Source organism: Hyphomonas sp. (genome assembly GCF_017792385.1).
Lineage (GTDB): Bacteria > Pseudomonadota > Alphaproteobacteria > Caulobacterales > Hyphomonadaceae > Hyphomonas.
The window spans coordinates 3,703,268-3,717,858 of record NZ_CP051230.1 but is presented as its reverse complement, the minus strand read 5'-3'; the positions used below and the strand labels follow the sequence as shown (position 1 = coordinate 3,717,858).

At 61.5% G+C, this 14,591-nt stretch carries 13 protein-coding genes; 7 read left to right on the top strand and 6 right to left on the bottom strand.

Features of this window, described 5'->3' with window-relative positions:
- The first annotated feature begins 129 nt into the window (after positions 1–129).
- Together HF955_RS17905 and HF955_RS17900 are read left to right on the top strand one after the other, a co-directional pair.
- Complete coding sequence (locus HF955_RS17905; protein ID WP_291076938.1) at positions 130–1,506, top strand: class II 3-deoxy-7-phosphoheptulonate synthase; 1,377 nt, start codon at positions 130–132, stop codon at positions 1,504–1,506.
- A 13-nt stretch (positions 1,507–1,519) separates the two neighbouring features.
- Positions 1,520–2,938: an MATE family efflux transporter gene (locus HF955_RS17900; RefSeq protein ID WP_291076937.1), complete on the top strand. Its 1,419-nt coding sequence runs from the start codon at positions 1,520–1,522 to the stop codon at positions 2,936–2,938.
- A 35-nt stretch (positions 2,939–2,973) separates the two neighbouring features.
- On the opposite strand, the gene HF955_RS17895 is transcribed toward HF955_RS17900, so the two are convergent.
- From HF955_RS17895 to HF955_RS17885, 3 genes are all read right to left on the bottom strand, one after another.
- Entirely contained in the window at positions 2,974–3,240 is a 267-nt protein-coding gene (locus HF955_RS17895; RefSeq protein ID WP_027836466.1) for an HU family DNA-binding protein, read from the bottom strand.
- A 100-nt stretch (positions 3,241–3,340) separates the two neighbouring features.
- A complete protein-coding gene (locus tag HF955_RS17890; protein WP_291076936.1) occupies positions 3,341–4,252 on the bottom strand; it encodes a hypothetical protein in 912 nt (303 codons plus the stop codon).
- 2 nt (positions 4,253–4,254) lie between these two features.
- Positions 4,255–5,277 (bottom strand): NADP-dependent oxidoreductase, encoded by a 1,023-nt coding sequence (locus tag HF955_RS17885; RefSeq protein ID WP_027836464.1) that lies wholly within the window; start codon positions 5,275–5,277, stop codon positions 4,255–4,257.
- A gap of 168 nt (positions 5,278–5,445) precedes the next feature.
- Between HF955_RS17885 and HF955_RS17880 the strand changes: the two genes are divergently transcribed.
- Positions 5,446–6,369, top strand: a complete 924-nt coding sequence (locus HF955_RS17880) for a Gfo/Idh/MocA family oxidoreductase (protein WP_291076935.1) — start codon at positions 5,446–5,448, stop codon at positions 6,367–6,369.
- On the opposite strand, the gene pth is transcribed toward HF955_RS17880, so the two are convergent.
- Positions 6,366–6,968, bottom strand: coding sequence for an aminoacyl-tRNA hydrolase (gene pth, locus HF955_RS17875; protein WP_367279807.1), 603 nt, complete (start codon positions 6,966–6,968; stop codon positions 6,366–6,368). The genes HF955_RS17880 and pth overlap by 4 nt on opposite strands.
- Before the next feature lie 86 nt (positions 6,969–7,054).
- A complete protein-coding gene (locus tag HF955_RS17870) occupies positions 7,055–7,702 on the bottom strand; it encodes a 50S ribosomal protein L25/general stress protein Ctc (protein WP_291076933.1) in 648 nt (215 codons plus the stop codon).
- A 213-nt stretch (positions 7,703–7,915) separates the two neighbouring features.
- On the opposite strand from HF955_RS17870, the gene HF955_RS17865 reads away from it, so the two are divergent.
- The 4 genes from HF955_RS17865 to HF955_RS17850 all read left to right on the top strand — a co-directional run bounded on the left by HF955_RS17865 (position 7,916) and on the right by HF955_RS17850 (position 13,935).
- Positions 7,916–8,128 (top strand): hypothetical protein, encoded by a 213-nt coding sequence (locus tag HF955_RS17865; RefSeq protein WP_291076932.1) that lies wholly within the window; start codon positions 7,916–7,918, stop codon positions 8,126–8,128.
- Positions 8,129–8,252: 124 nt separating this feature from the next.
- On the top strand, positions 8,253–8,519 hold the full coding sequence (locus tag HF955_RS17860) for a DUF4212 domain-containing protein (protein WP_027836459.1): 267 nt from the start codon (positions 8,253–8,255) through the stop codon (positions 8,517–8,519).
- A 4-nt stretch (positions 8,520–8,523) separates the two neighbouring features.
- Complete coding sequence (locus HF955_RS17855) at positions 8,524–10,299, top strand: sodium:solute symporter family protein (protein WP_291076931.1); 1,776 nt, start codon at positions 8,524–8,526, stop codon at positions 10,297–10,299.
- 147 nt (positions 10,300–10,446) lie between these two features.
- Entirely contained in the window at positions 10,447–13,935 is a 3,489-nt protein-coding gene (locus HF955_RS17850) for a PAS-domain containing protein (RefSeq protein WP_291076930.1), read from the top strand.
- Here the strand turns inward: HF955_RS17850 and HF955_RS17845 are convergent.
- Positions 13,908–14,543: a response regulator gene (locus HF955_RS17845; protein ID WP_291076929.1), complete on the bottom strand. Its 636-nt coding sequence runs from the start codon at positions 14,541–14,543 to the stop codon at positions 13,908–13,910. The genes HF955_RS17850 and HF955_RS17845 overlap by 28 nt on opposite strands.
- Positions 14,544–14,591 lie beyond the last annotated feature (48 nt).

Genomic DNA, 14,591 nt, shown 5'->3' with positions numbered 1-14,591 from the left:
GACGACAAGCCTGAAGGATTACTAAAGGGCCAAATCATGATTCCGCCAGCAATCTGCTGTGAAATTATGGTGAAACTTGAGCGTCTGCCTGCCATGTGATTAATGCGGCTCATAATTGGAGTGACCGAAATGACCTGGACCCCCTCAGACTGGCGCCAACTGCCGGCAATGCATATTCCGGAAGACTATCCGGATTCTGCTGCGCTCGCTGCAGTGGAGGAAAAGCTGAAGAGCTTTCCGCCGCTGGTGTTTGCTGGGGAAGCCCGCCGCCTGAAGCAGCGCCTGGGTGAAGTGGCAGCCGGGGAGGCCTTCCTGCTGCAGGGCGGCGACTGTGCCGAAAGCTTCAAGGAGTTCCACCCGGACAATATCCGGGACACGTTCCGCGTGATCCTGCAGATGGCGGTCGTCCTGACATTCGCCGCTGCAAAACCGGTGGTGAAAGTCGGCCGGATCGCTGGACAGTTCGGCAAACCGCGGTCCTCGCCGGTCGAAACCATCGATGGCGTGACGCTGCCATCCTATCGCGGCGACAACATCAATGGCATGGATTTCACGCCGGAGAGCCGCTTGCCGGATCCCGAGCGCCTGACGCAGGCCTATTCGCAATCCGCGGCGACGCTGAACCTTCTGCGGGCCTTCAGTCAGGGCGGCTACGCCAACCTGTCCAATGTGCATCGCTGGATGCTGGGTTTTGTCGATCGCAGTCCACAAGGCGAGCGGTATGAGCAACTTGCTGACCAGATTTCGAAATCCCTGGACTTCATGAAGGCTTGCGGGGTCACGCCGGACAGCGTGCCGCAAATGTCCCAGGTGGAGTTCTATACCAGCCATGAAGCGCTTCTGCTGGGATATGAGGAAGCCCTGACCCGCATCGATTCCACGTCTGGCGAATGGTACGACACCTCCGCCCACATGTTGTGGATTGGCCACCGCACCCGTCAGCTCGACCATGCGCATGTCAATTTCTGCAAGGGTGTCCGCAATCCGATTGGCGTGAAATGCGGCCCTGGCCTGGAGGCCGAGGAATTGCTGCGCCTGATCGACACGCTGAACCCGAATGACGAACCAGGCCGGATCACGCTGATCTCGCGCTTTGGCTCCGATGGCGTCGCGAAGGGCCTGCCACCTCTGGCGCGGGCCGTGAAGAAGAGTGGACGTACCGTTGTCTGGTCATGCGACCCGATGCACGGCAACACGCTGAAGACCGAGAGTGGCTTCAAGACTCGTCCGGTGGACCGGATCCTGTCGGAAGTGCGCCAGTTCGTGGATGTGTTGTCGGCCGAGGGCTGCTATCCGGGCGGCGTGCATTTCGAAATGACCGGGCAGAATGTCACCGAGTGCATCGGCGGCGCGCAGGCCATTTCCGAAGAGGACCTGTCATCGCGATACCACACCCATTGCGATCCTCGCCTCAATGGCGAACAGGCCCTTGAACTGGCCTTCCTGATCGCCGAGAAGCTCCAGTCCGTCGGAGCCTCCGGCGCTGCCGCCCTGAAAGCGGGCTAAGAAAGACAGTTCCATGCGCACGCATCGCCTGGGCTGGACCGCCTGGGCGCGGCCAGCCGACATCGCAGACCTGTTGCGGCTATCTGTGCCGATTGCGTTTTCGCGCATGTCGCAGATGCTGATGGCTGTCACGGACGCCATTGTGCTCGGCCAGCACGCGCCGGGCGAGCTGCCCTATATCCTGAATTCCTGGCTGCCCATGGGCGTGTCGCTTGGCCTCGGCCTTGGTGTCTTGCTGGGTGTTCAGGTGCTGACCTCGGAATTGCTCGGTGTCGGCCGGGAGCACGAGAGCGGCCGCATCTTCCGGCGCGGCCTGCGCACCAGCATCTGGCTGGGTTTCTTGCTGATGGCCGTGGTCTATTTCTCGGCCGATGCCTTGTTCAGCTGGCTTTTTGTCGAGATCGCCCCCCCGGCTGATGTGGTCGATCAGGTGTCGCCGGAAGCCGTTGCGGCTTCGGTGGCCGATGTGACCCAGGTCCTGTCCTTTGGTCTGGTCGGATTCATGATTTCCACAGTTTGCGGATACTATCTGGAGGCCCTGCGGCGGCCGTTGCTTGTGTCCTGTGTGATGTATCTGGGCGTGTTCGTGAATGCCGGCATCGACCTTGCCTTGGTCGGCGGCTATTGGGGTTTCGAGCGCATGGGCGCTGAGGGCGTCGCCTGGGCGACGACCGGTTCGCGCTGGTTTATCACATTGCTCTTGCTCGGCGCGGTCCTGTTGCTGACACCGGCCCTGAAGAATGCACCGGCTGGCCCTGCCGATGAGGCCGGGCGGCAATTGTCCGTCGGGACGGGAACCGCGATCAGCAATGTGGCCGAGTGGGGCGGGTTCAACCTGACCTTTGTGATCGCCACCTGGATCAGCCTCGCGGCCAATTCGGTCTATGGCTATGCCATCCAGATCATGGGGCTTTGCTTCATGTTCTATCTGGGCATCGCCACGGCGACGAGCGTGCGCGTGGCGGAAGCGTTCGGACGCCGAAATCTCGAGGAAATGCGCGACGCGGGCCGTCTGGGCGTGGCGGCGACCATCTTGATGGGCGTGGGCCTCGGCATTGTCCTGATCGTGTTCAACGACACGCTGGCCGGGTTCCTCGTCAAGGAAGACGCCGTGATCAATGGGGTGCACCTCGCATCCGGCATCGCGGCTCTCCTGGTCATGGCATCTGTGGTCACGGTGTTTGACGGACTACAGGCCACGGCATCCTTCGCCCTGAGGGCGCAGGAGATTGTCTGGTCGCCGAGCCTGATCCATATCGGATCCTTCTTCCTGGTGATGCTGCCGGCCTGCTACTGGCTCGGCATTGTGGAAAGCCGGGGCGCGCGGGGCATGATGGAAGGCGTGTTTATCGGCGTGTTTACCGCCGGTGTGTTGCAGACGGTTCTGCTGGAATGGAAAACGGCGCGTCAGCCGAGCCGACGCGCCGTCTGAATTCCGGGATCAGGACCAACGGTCCTGACGGAATCCTAGAGGTCTTTCAGAGCCGAAGCCGGCTTGAAAGCAGCCGATGTCTTTTCCGGGATCTTGATTTCTTCGCCCGTGGCCGGGTTGCGGCCCGTACGCGCATTCCGGGTCTTGGCCGAGAATGTGCCGAAGCCGGCGATCGCCACTTGCTGGCGGTCTTTCACGGCGCCTGCAATTGCGTCGAAAACAGCGTCAACGGCCTTGCCGGCATCGCTTTGCGACAGTCCGGATTCGGCTGCGACAGCCTTCGTAAGTTCGCCCTTATTCATAGGGGTTCTCCTCTAAAGTTAAACGGCGATCCCCCGCCGTTGCAGCGACTTACCCACGATTCGTATGGCGTGAATATGTCGAAACCCCAATAAAGACGGGCTATGCGCCCAGAATCCAGCCCTCTTCTGACTGAATTTGCGATATTTTTCCCTCGTCAAGGGAGTTATTTGTGGAAATTCCCCCCTTGAGCAGGCCTTTTTCGTCAAGGTCCGAATAGTAACGGGCGATTTCACGGACCTGCGCGGCGTCCGGAATCTCGCCTTTTTCCGGTTTTGCCTTGACCAGAGACGGGTAGATTTCGGCGAAAACGACCTGCACGCCTTCCAGGCTCTCCTCGGTCATGTCGCCTGCCTCGAACTCGAATGGCCAGACGCGCGAGGCCGGCAGAGCCTGGCGCAGGGCGTGCACGTGCGGAATGCCGGTCAGCGACTGGCTGCCGACACTGCCGGTATAGGCCAGTTGCCAGACGGATTTCGGCTGGGCCCGGCCGGATTCACGTAGATGCATTTCCGCGAGACGGTATTCGGCGAGATCCCGGCCTTCGAAATCCGGCTTCTTGTCGGACAGCGTCGACACGACATCCCGGGCCGGGGCGCCCCAGAACGGAAACGGCCCCTTCGAGATCGCGTAATTCATTCCTGCAGCGATGGCGTAACGCGGATTGGAGTTGTCCGCCCTGTCCTTCATTTTCGAGGCCAGATGCGCGTGCATGGCCTGCCACGGCGCCATGCCGTCGCGTTTGAGGCCCAGCGCATCTGCTGTCCCGGCCGGATAGCCGAGAGAAAAATCGAAACCGATCAGGACGCGGTCGCCGCGCCCTGTCAGTTTCGCGATGATGCCTTCCAGGAAGGTGCGTGCCTTCAGCCGCGTCTCGATGTTGACGGACTGGTATTGCAGCTTCAGCCGGGCATCCTTGGCCAGGATTCCGATCCAGATGGAGTTCTTCCCCGTCACAGGCTTGGACGCGGCACTCCAGTCCACCATCACATAGGCATCAAACAGGCGCGACATGACTAGCCCAGCTTGACCAGCATCTTGCCGGTATTGGCGCCTTCGAACAGTCCGAGAAAGGCTTCCGGTGCCTTGTCGATCCCGTCCTTGACGGTTTCCTCATATTTCATCTGGCCGGACGAAATCCATTTCGCCATGTCCTGGAAGAAGGCTGGCTGCATGTCAGCATGGCTGGACACGATGAAGCCCTGGATCTTGAGCTGCTTGCCGACGACCTGAATGATATTGTGCGGACCGACCGGCGTGCCGGTTTCATTGTACTGGGCAATCATCCCGCATTCCGCAAAGCGCGCCATCGGGCGGGCGCATTCGATTGCTGCGGCCAGATGATCTCCGCCCACATTGTCGAAATAGACATCAATGCCTTTGGGTGCCGCCGACTTCAGCGCCTTGACCAGGCCTTCAAACCCGCCGGCGGCCTTGTAGTCGATCACATGGTCTGCGCCGAGGGATTTCACGAAGTCGCACTTCTCCGCGCCACCCGCCGAGCCGATGACCGTGCAATTGTTGATCTTGGCGATCTGGACGACGGTGGAACCGACCGCGCCAGCGGCGCCGGAAACGAAGACCGTGTCGCCTTCCTTCAGTTCGGCAACGCGCAGGATTCCGGCATAGGCGGTCAGGCCTGGCATGCCGGCCACGCCCAGAAAGGCGCTTTCCGGAAGGCCGACATCCGGAAGCTTCTGCGCCATGGCCATTTCCGGTTTCCCGACCCAGGCGGTGCGCCAGCCGGCCATGGACGAGACGAGATCGCCTTCCTTGTAGTCCGGATGATTGGAAACGGTGACGCGGCCTACCGCGCCGCCCTGCATGGTCTCGCCGATCTGGAAGGGCGGGACATAGCTTTCACGGTCATACATGCGGCCTCGCATGTAGGGGTCCACTGACATCCACTCATTCTTCACCTGGATTTCCCCGGCCCCGGGCGGGGCAATGTCGACGGTCTTCTTCTGGAAATCGGATAGTTTCGGCATGCCCACCGGGCGAGCGGCCAGGGCCCATTCGGTTGAAACAAGTGCAGTCATGGCGGTTCCTTCCTCTGATTTGTTGAGGGTTAAGTGGACCTGCGGACCTCGGGTGTGAAGGGGGCCGCGGCAAGAATCTGCAAAACTCTTTGTCAGTCCGGTCTGACCGCAAGACTTGCAGCAGACGGCGATGCGGTGTCTTTAGAGTGGCAAGAGGGCCAATCTGTTATGACTACACTGAAAGTCGGCGTGGCAGGCGCCGGGGTTTTTGGAAACTACCACGCCCAGAAGGCGGCCGCCTCCGTGCGCACAGAGCTCGTCGGAATCTATGACATCGACCTCGAACGCGCCTCTCGGATTGCCTCCCAGTTCGGTGCGAAGGGCTATGATGATTACGAGGCATTCCTGCGGGATTGTGATGCCGTCGTCATTGCGGTTCCGGCAGTCTGGCACGAGACACTGGCCCGGCAGGCCATCGAGGCACATTGCCATGTTCTTGTCGAGAAGCCGCTGGCCCTGACCGGAAAGGCTGCGCGCGACCTGGCCGATGAAGCTGCCGCGCGCGGGCGCATCCTGCAGGTTGGCCATCAGGAGCGGTTTGTTGCGCGCGCCATGGGTGTGCTTGCGATTGAAGAGACACCCTTGCTGATCGAATCCGTTCGGGCCGGGCCACCCGCGCCGGACAATCGGGCCGGGGACGTGTCAGTGATCTGGGATTTGATGATCCACGATCTCGACCTGGCGGCCATGATGATGGGCAATGAGTTCACAGGTGTCATGGCCAGCGGCAAGCGCGTGCATTCGGATCATATCGATGAGGCCAGCGCCCAGTTCACCTATGCCAGCGGCGGCGTTGCCAGGCTGATGGCCAGCCGCGCGGCCGAGGCCCGGCAGCGCACCATGCATGTCGTGTATCCGTCCGGCGAGATCTCCATCGACTTCCTGACGCGCCAGCTGGAGAATACGACGCCGTATGAGGTGCGCGTCGACATTGCCGCCGACCTGCCGGATCCGTTGGGGGCAGCAGACGAAGGGTTCTACGCGGCCTGTCTGGGGCTTGCCCGCAGCCCTGTGCCCGCCCATGGCACGGTCGGGGCGGTTGCGATGGCCGAGGCGGCCGAGAAGGCCGTGCTTGCCAAGCTGGACGCCTAGCGCGCCTGTTTCGGATCGTGCTTCGGCGCCGGCGCGAGACGCATCACTTCTGTCTGGAAACGCTCGTCATTGCCTTCGGCCAGAAATGGCAGGGCGTCCGAAATGGCCCGGCTCAGAGGATCGAACCAGTCATGGTCTGCCTTTGAAAAGTCCGACAGGACATAGGGCATCACGCGCGATTTGTCGCCAGGATGGCCGACCCCGATGCGCACGCGGCGGATGTTCTCGCCCAGATGGGCGATCATCGACCGGATGCCATTGTTCCCGGAATGCCCGCCGCCCTGCTTGACCCGCAGGCGTCCGGGCGCAAGGTCAATCTCGTCGTGCAGGACGACGACGTCTTCCGGGGCCAGTTTGTAGAACTGGGCGACCTTGGAGAGGGCGCGGCCGGTTTCATTGTAGAAGGTCTGCGGCTTGACCAGCAGTGTCTTGATCCGGTTCGGGCCGACAAAGCCCTCCGCGATCTCACTTTCGAATTTTGAGCGCCAGGGCTGGAATCCGTGCGCGGCATGGATCTCGTCCAGAACAAGAAAACCGGCATTGTGCCGGTTCTTTGCGTATTTCTCGCCTGGATTTCCCTGACCGGAAAGAATGAGCACGATGTGGCCTCCCTCTTCCGGCATGGCAGGGTTTGGCTGTGTGCCCAGCCCCAAAAGGCTGGACACACGAGACCAGAAAGTTCCGATCAGTCTTCCGACTCGGCTTCGGCGGCTTCGCCTTCGTCACCTTCTTCCTCGTCGGCGTCGGCGGCCGGTTCGGCAGCGGCGGTACGGCCGGCAATGGTTGCGATGGTGAAGTCACGATCGGTGATGGTCGGCTCGGCATCGCCCGGCAGGGAGATGTCGGAGATTTTCACATTGTCGCCGATTTCCAGCGTGGAGACGTCGGCATCGAGCGATTCCGGAATGTTGCCGGCCGGCACGAGCAGTTCCACCGTGTGGCGCACCACGTTGAGCGTGCCGCCCTTCTTCAGGCCCGGAGACACTTCCTCGCCCTTGAAGTGAACCTGGACTTCCACCTTGATCTTCTGGTCGCGGCTGACGCGGAACAGGTCGACATGCATCGGCTGATCGGTGACCGGGTGCATCTGGATTGCCTGCGGGATGACGAGCTGCTTTTCACCCTTGTGGACGAGCGTCGCGGTCGAGGACAGGAAGTGGCCGGTTTCAATGGCCTTCTGCACTTCATTGCGCTTCAGCGAGATCGCGACCGGATCTTCACCACCGCCATACAGGACGCCGGGCACGAAGCCGTCGCGGCGCGCTGCGCGTGAACCACCGGTGCCGGTGCGCTCGCGCAATTCGACATTGAACGTAATCTGGGATTTGGACATCTTGTTTCCTTTCGCCCTCGACTCCGCCTCTCATGTTTGCCTGGAGAGGTAAGAAGCTGACACGTACGGCCTTGCGCCGCCGTTTCTGAAGGCGCGCGGATACCCCATCCCGCCAGCCATGGCAAGGGTATGGCGGCAGGCCCGCCTACGACCAAAGTCCACCCTGTCAGCCAGGCGCAGTGGGTGTATGCTCGGTCATGGAGGAATCTGCCCGTGAAACATCACATCATGCTGGCGCTCGGCATTCTGTTGGGGCTCGTGTTTGCGGTCCGGCTGGCCGTGGCCATTCTTGAGCCCGGGCTTGGGTTTCATGAACTCTATCTTGTCGGCGGACTGGCGCTGGCAGCCTGGCTGATGCTGGGCGGATTGGCGGAGTGGCGTCATGCCCGCGCCATCGGCAAGGCGGCCCCCTCCCGGGAAGACTGAGACCTTTGCGCCAGTCCCTGCGCATGTCCGCCTTAGACCAAAGTTCATCTTTTCCATTCCGCCTGCTTCCGGCAGCCTGCAAGCTGCGGAACCCCGCACAGACAAAAATGTCAGGGAGGAAAAAGTGTCGGAACCAAGCAAGGAAATTGATGCGAAAGGGTATTGGCGAGACGTGATCCGCTTGACTCTGAGCCTGCTCGTCATCTGGTTTGCAGTGTCATACGGGGCGGGCATCCTGTTCCGCGACCTGCTGGACAATCTCTCGATTGGCGGTGCGCCGCTCGGCTTCTGGTTTGCGCAGAATGGATCGATCTATGTCTTCGTCGGACTGATCTTCTACTACTGCCGCGCCATGAATCGTCTCGAGAAGAAATACGGCGTGGAGGCCTGAGACGATGGGACAGGAATTCTGGACATATTTCTGGGTCGTCGGCACGTTCGGCACCTATATCGCGATTGCGCTCTGGGCGCGGGCCTCGTCTACGGATGATTTCTATGTGGCCGGCCATGATGTGCACCCCACGGTCAACGGCATGGCCACGGCAGCGGACTGGATGTCGGCGGCGTCGTTTCTGTCGATGGCAGGTCTGATTGCGTTCTTGGGCTATGGCGGCTCGGTCTATCTCATGGGCTGGACCGGCGGCTATGTGCTGCTTGCGCTTCTGCTGGCACCATTCCTGCGGGAATTCGGCAAGTTTACGGTGCCGGATTTCGTAGGCGACCGGTACTATTCGACCACGGCCCGCCTGATTGCCGTGATCTGCGCCCTGTTTGTCTCGTTTACCTATATCGCCGGCCAGATGAAGGGCGTCGGCGTGGCCTTCTCCGGCTTTCTGGGCGTCGAGTTCAATACGGGCATCATGGTGGGCATGGGGATCGTCTTCGTCTATGCGGTCCTGGGCGGCATGAAGGGCATCACCTACACCCAGGTGGCGCAGTATTGCGTGCTGATCTTTGCCTACACCGTTCCGGCAATCTTCATTTCACTGATCATTACCGGAAATCCGATCCCGCAGCTCGGCTTCATCTCGAATGTGCGCGGCGAGGATGTGGCAATGCTCGAAAAGCTGAACACGGTCGTGCAGGATCTGGGCTTCCTGGAATACACACAGACCAACAAGTCCATGTTTGACGTGTTCGCGATCACCGGTGCGCTGATGTTCGGTACGGCAGGGCTGCCGCACGTGATCATCCGCTTCTTCACCGTGTCGAGCCCGGGCGCCGCCCGTGTGTCGGCGGGCTGGGCGCTGGTCTTCATCGCATTGCTCTACACAACGGCACCCGCGGTGGCCTCCTTCGCCCGACTGAACTTCATCGATACGGTGAACGAGTCGACCTATATCGCAGACGATGCGGACTATGATGCCGAGGCTGCGGCGATCCTTGCTGCAGGTGGCAAGCCGACTCCCAAATGGTTCAAGGACTGGGAGAAGACCGGCCTGCTTGGCGTCGAGGACAAGAATGGCGACGGCATCATCCAGTATCGTGCTGGTGACGAGAATGAAGTCACCAAGCTGGACCGGGACATCTTCGTGATGGCCAATCCGTCGATTGCCAATCTGCCGGCCTGGGTGATCGGGCTTGTGGTGGCAGGCGGGCTCGCGGCTGCGCTTTCCACAGCGGCGGGTTTGCTGATGGTGATCTCGTCTTCCATCTCTCACGACCTCTGCCGGCGAACCTTCTTTACCGGCATGTCCGACAAGGACGAATTGCGAGTCGCCCGGGCCTCGGCCGCCGGAGCTGTGATCCTGGCCGGGATCATGGGGATGAACACCGCCAAGCTCGGCTTCGTGGCACAGGTCGTGGCCTTTGCCTTTGGTCTGGCGGCGGCGTCGCTGTTCCCCGTGATCGTTCTGGGCATCTTCTGGAAACGGATGAACCGGGAAGGCGCGATTGCGTCCATGTTGACCGGTCTCGTCTCGACTTTCAGCTACATCTACTACTTCAAGTTCGTGGATACCGATCCTGCGAACTGGTGGTTCGGCGTGTCGCCTGAAGGCATCGGCTTCCTGTTCATGTTCCTGTCCCTGGCTGTGGGGATCGTGGTGGCCCTTGTCACGGCCCCGCCACCGCAGGACATCCAGGACCTGGTCGAGGACATCCGTGTTCCCGGACAGCGCTCGCCGCATGGCATCGCCGATCAGGACATGGCGCCGATCCCGGCAGAGTAGCGCGCCACTTCCCGGTGATTGCTGCGGGCGGCCTCCCTCTCCGGGCCGCCCGCTTTTTCATGCCCGCAGCGGAGGCTTTAGACAAAGGGCGCATTTGCCGGGGCGTCAGGACGTGTATGCTGGGGGAAGACGCATAGAGAGGTGTTCATGCCGGTCTGGCTGATCCTGGGCGCAACGACGCTCTACATGCTTGGATTGTTCCTGATCGCCTGGCAGGGCGACCGGCAAGCCACGCGGCCGGGCTTTGTCCAGCATCCGCTCGTCTATGCGCTGGCATTGGCCGTCTACTGTACCTCCTGGACGTATTTCGGCGCGGTTGGCACTGCGGCGCAAAGCGGATGGGACTATCTGACCATCTATCTTGGCCCGACGCTCGTCTTTGTGGCGTTTCCCGGCATTGTGCGGCGGATCGGAGATGTCACACAGCGCGAAGGCATATCCTCCCTGTCCGATTTCCTGTCGGCCCGGTACGGAAAGAGCCGCGCGGTCGCTGCTGCCGCGACGCTCGCCGCCGTGGCAGGAAGTCTGCCCTATATCGCGCTGCAGCTGAAATCCATCGGAATGAGCTTTCAGGCGCTTGCCTATGGCGCCGACGGCACGATCAGCACGCCGGCCAATGAAACGGTTCTTCTGACGGCCATTGCGCTCGCGATTTTCGCCATTCTGTTCGGCACACGACAATCGGATGCCACACGGCATAATTCCGGGCTCATGCGTGTCCTGGCACTGGAAGCCGTGCTGAAGCTGGCTGCGCTTGTGGCCGTTGCGGTCCTGTCCGTCTTTCTCCTGGCGCAGGGCGGCGTGCCGGAAGGCGGCGTGGCCACCCGGCCTTTCGAGCACTTTTCCATTTCGGAACGCTTCCTGACCATGACCCTGTTGTCGGCGGCGGCCATCATCTGTCTGCCCCGCCAGTTTCATGTCGCCATGATCGAGCGTCAGGCGCAGAAGGATCTCGATACGGCCAGATGGGTATTTCCCCTCTACATGCTGCTGACGAGCCTGGTTGTGGTTCCCATCACAATGGCTGGCCTCAGCCTGTTCGGTGCCGCTGCGCAGCCGGACCTGTTCGTTCTCGACCTACCTCTGGAACAGGGGAACGGGCTTCTGGCGACGCTCGTTTTCCTGGGCGGATTTTCAGCGGCGACCGGCATGGTGATCATCTCGACGGTTGCGTTGTCCACCATGGTCACGAATGATCTGGTGGTGCCGGCCATCATGCAATCGGGACGGTTTGCCAGTCTCAGCGGCGATGCCGGCTCGCGCATCGTGTCGGCCCGCCGCATCGTCATCGTGGTCCTGCTGCTGCTGGCCTATGCCTATTACCGGGAAGCCGGAACGGGGGCGCTGGCCCAGATCGGCCTGTTGTCCTTCGCTGCGGCAGCACAATTTTCCCCGGCGCTGATTGGGGCGGTTACCTGGCGCGGGGGGCGCCGTTCCGGCGTGCTGGCGGGCCTGATCGCCGGCATGGGGCTCTGGGTCTATACGCTCTTCCTGCCTGCAATTTTCGGCTATGAGGCAATGGCCGCGCTTGTGCCGACAATCCTGGATCCGCACGCGCTGTTCGGCCTGCGGATAGAGGACAGCCTGACACATGGCGTCCTGTGGAGCCTTGGAACCAATCTGGCGCTGTTCGTGATCTTTTCGGTGCGGACGCGGGAGCGGTTGCGGGACCGTGTGCAGGCATCCGCCTTTGTCAGCGGCGATGAAGTGATCGAGATCGCGGAAGGCGCCGTGGACAGCCATGCCTTCCAGGTGTCGCCCAATGGACTGAAGACCCTGGCGTCGCGCTTTCTCACACCGGAAGCGGTTGATCATGCGTTTCATCAGTTCGAGGCGGAAACCGGCATTGTCGCGACCGGTGATGCGCCCGCAGACTGGCGGCTGGTTCAGCGCACGGAAAAATTGCTGGCCAGTGCCCTCGGATCCTCCTCGGCGAGGGTCGTGCTGTCCTCGGCCATTGGCGGCAGCGATGTGGCCCTGCCAGACGTTCTGTCCATGCTGGATCACAAGACCCAGGCCGCCCGGTTCGAGCGGCACATGCTGCAATCCATGCTTGAAAACATCCCGCAGGGGATCAGCGTGGTGGATTCCGATCAGAGGCTTGTGGCGTGGAACACGGCCTATGTGGAATTATTCGACTATCCGGCGGAAATGGTCGGCGTCGGTGTGCCTGTGGCCGATCTGATCGAGCACAATATCCGCACCGGCTGGATCGATGGAGATCCGGTTGAGGAAGCGCGCCGGCGCGTCGGTCATATGCGGTCGGGAAGTCCTTACACATATGAACGCCGAAACCCGGACGGGCGGTTCCTGCGCATCAGTGGCAATCCCATGCCGGGCGGTGGCTATGTCACCACATTTGCCGATATCACGGACGACAAATTGCGGGAGCGTGCCCTCGTCGAGGCCAATGAATTGCTCGAAAGCCGCGTCAAGACGCGAACCAGAGAGCTTGAGCAGATGGCTGATGATCTCACCCTTGCCCGCAAGGAAGCTGAAGGTGCCAACGCCTCCAAGACGCGCTTTCTCGCGGCAGCCAGTCATGACTTGTTGCAGCCGCTGAATGCCGCGCGTCTTTATCTTGGCTCTCTGATGAGCAGAGATGCCGAAAGTGACCTGGCCGCGCGGGCCGACCGATCCATTCAGTCTGCAGATGAACTGCTCAAGGGATTGCTGGACATCTCCCGTCTCGATCACAGCCAGGTCGAAGCGGTTCCCGTGCGTCTGCCGCTTGGACCATTGCTGGAAGACCTGGTCGATGAAGCCCTTCCGATGTCCCAGGCTGCGGGATTGGCGCTGAGGCTCGCGCCGACACGGCTTGCCGTTTACGCAGACCCGGATTTCCTGAAGAGCATCCTGCGCAACTTCATTTCCAATGCCCGCCGATACACGCAGTCCGGCGGGGTCCTTGTCGGAGCGCGGCGGCGCGGGGATGCCGTCAGGATCGAGGTGCACGATACAGGCCCCGGCATACCGGCAGACCGTCTGGAACTGATCTTCGAGGAGTTCCGGCGATATGCGGATTCCGACAATGCCGGCATTCGCGGGGCAGGGCTGGGCCTGTCAGTCGTGCGGCGTCTGGCCGGGTTGATGGGGGCGGCCATTGACGTGCGGTCCACACCCGGTCGGGGCAGCGTGTTTTCCGTCACCTTACCCATGGCGGAACTCCATCAACGCCCGCGCCCGAAGCCACCGATACCGTTGGAGCCGGAAGACCGGGACCTGGTGGGCCTGCGTGTCCTGTTCGTGGATGACGAGCCGGCCATTGTGGACGGGATGAGCCGGTTGCTGGAAGGATGGGGGTGTCGGGCGCATTGTGTGAGAACCCCGAACGAGGCTCTGGCCGCGATGCGCTCTGCACAGTTTGACGCCGTGATCGCAGATCTCAATCTCGGCGAAGGGCAGAACGGACTGGACCTGCTCCTGACGCTTCGCAAGCGCCTGACCCATGACGGCAATGTATTGTTGCTGACCGCTGCCACATCGGCTGAGGACTTGTCGCCGGCCAGGACCGCCGGCGTGACCATCCTGCACAAGCCGAGCAATCCGTCGGATATTCGTCAATTCCTGAAGGCATGTGCGATGGCCGGGAGTGCGCAAGAGATGGCTCAGTCGGCGAGCGACGTTGCTTCCTGATAGACGAGCAGGGCCTGTGTGCGATTGTTCGCCCCGAGCTTGCGGAAGATCGCCGTCATGTGCGCCTTCACTGTTGCCACCGAAATATCCATCTCGAAGGCGATCTGCTTGTTGAGAAGGCCGTCGGACAAACCGGCAAGCACGCGCCGCTGGGCGGGAGTGAGACTGGCGATCCGTTCGGCGGCGCTGTTGGACGGCAGCGCCTTGCCGACACATTCCGGGAACCAATGGCCGCCATCCAGTGTCGTGGCGAGCGCGGCGGACAGATCGTCAAGCGACATGCTCTTGGGAAGGTATCCTGCAGCGCCGAGCGTCCGGGCCGTTTCGAAGGCCTGCGGTGTTTCCGTTGCCGACACGACGACGATGGGGCAATCCGGCTTTGCGGCCTTCAGCCGGGTAAGACCCTCGAATTCTGCTGAATCGCCGAGATTGAGGTCCAGCAGGACCAGATCCACAGTATCGGACTGCAGGCCGTTCAGGGCATCGGAAAGGCTTGACGCATGCAAAGCCGTTGCGCCGGCGGGATAGGCGCATACGAGTGCGGTTTCCAGCGCGTCGCGAAACAATGGATGGTCATCCACGATCAGCACGCGCGGTGCCTGTGTCACCTTATTCCTCCCCGAATCCGTGCCGCTTTTGCAGTCTGTGGATGTAAC

Coding starts and splice junctions, on each gene's coding strand:
- HF955_RS17905 (WP_291076938.1), top strand. CDS start 130: ATGACCTGGACCCCCTCAGACTGGCGCCAACTGCCGGCAATGCATATT.
- HF955_RS17900 (WP_291076937.1), top strand. CDS start 1,520: ATGCGCACGCATCGCCTGGGCTGGACCGCCTGGGCGCGGCCAGCCGAC.
- HF955_RS17895 (WP_027836466.1), bottom strand. CDS start 3,240: ATGAATAAGGGCGAACTTACGAAGGCTGTCGCAGCCGAATCCGGACTG.
- HF955_RS17890 (WP_291076936.1), bottom strand. CDS start 4,252: ATGTCGCGCCTGTTTGATGCCTATGTGATGGTGGACTGGAGTGCCGCG.
- HF955_RS17885 (WP_027836464.1), bottom strand. CDS start 5,277: ATGACTGCACTTGTTTCAACCGAATGGGCCCTGGCCGCTCGCCCGGTG.
- HF955_RS17880 (WP_291076935.1), top strand. CDS start 5,446: ATGACTACACTGAAAGTCGGCGTGGCAGGCGCCGGGGTTTTTGGAAAC.
- HF955_RS17870 (WP_291076933.1), bottom strand. CDS start 7,702: ATGTCCAAATCCCAGATTACGTTCAATGTCGAATTGCGCGAGCGCACC.
- HF955_RS17855 (WP_291076931.1), top strand. CDS start 8,524: ATGGGACAGGAATTCTGGACATATTTCTGGGTCGTCGGCACGTTCGGC.
- HF955_RS17850 (WP_291076930.1), top strand. CDS start 10,447: ATGCCGGTCTGGCTGATCCTGGGCGCAACGACGCTCTACATGCTTGGA.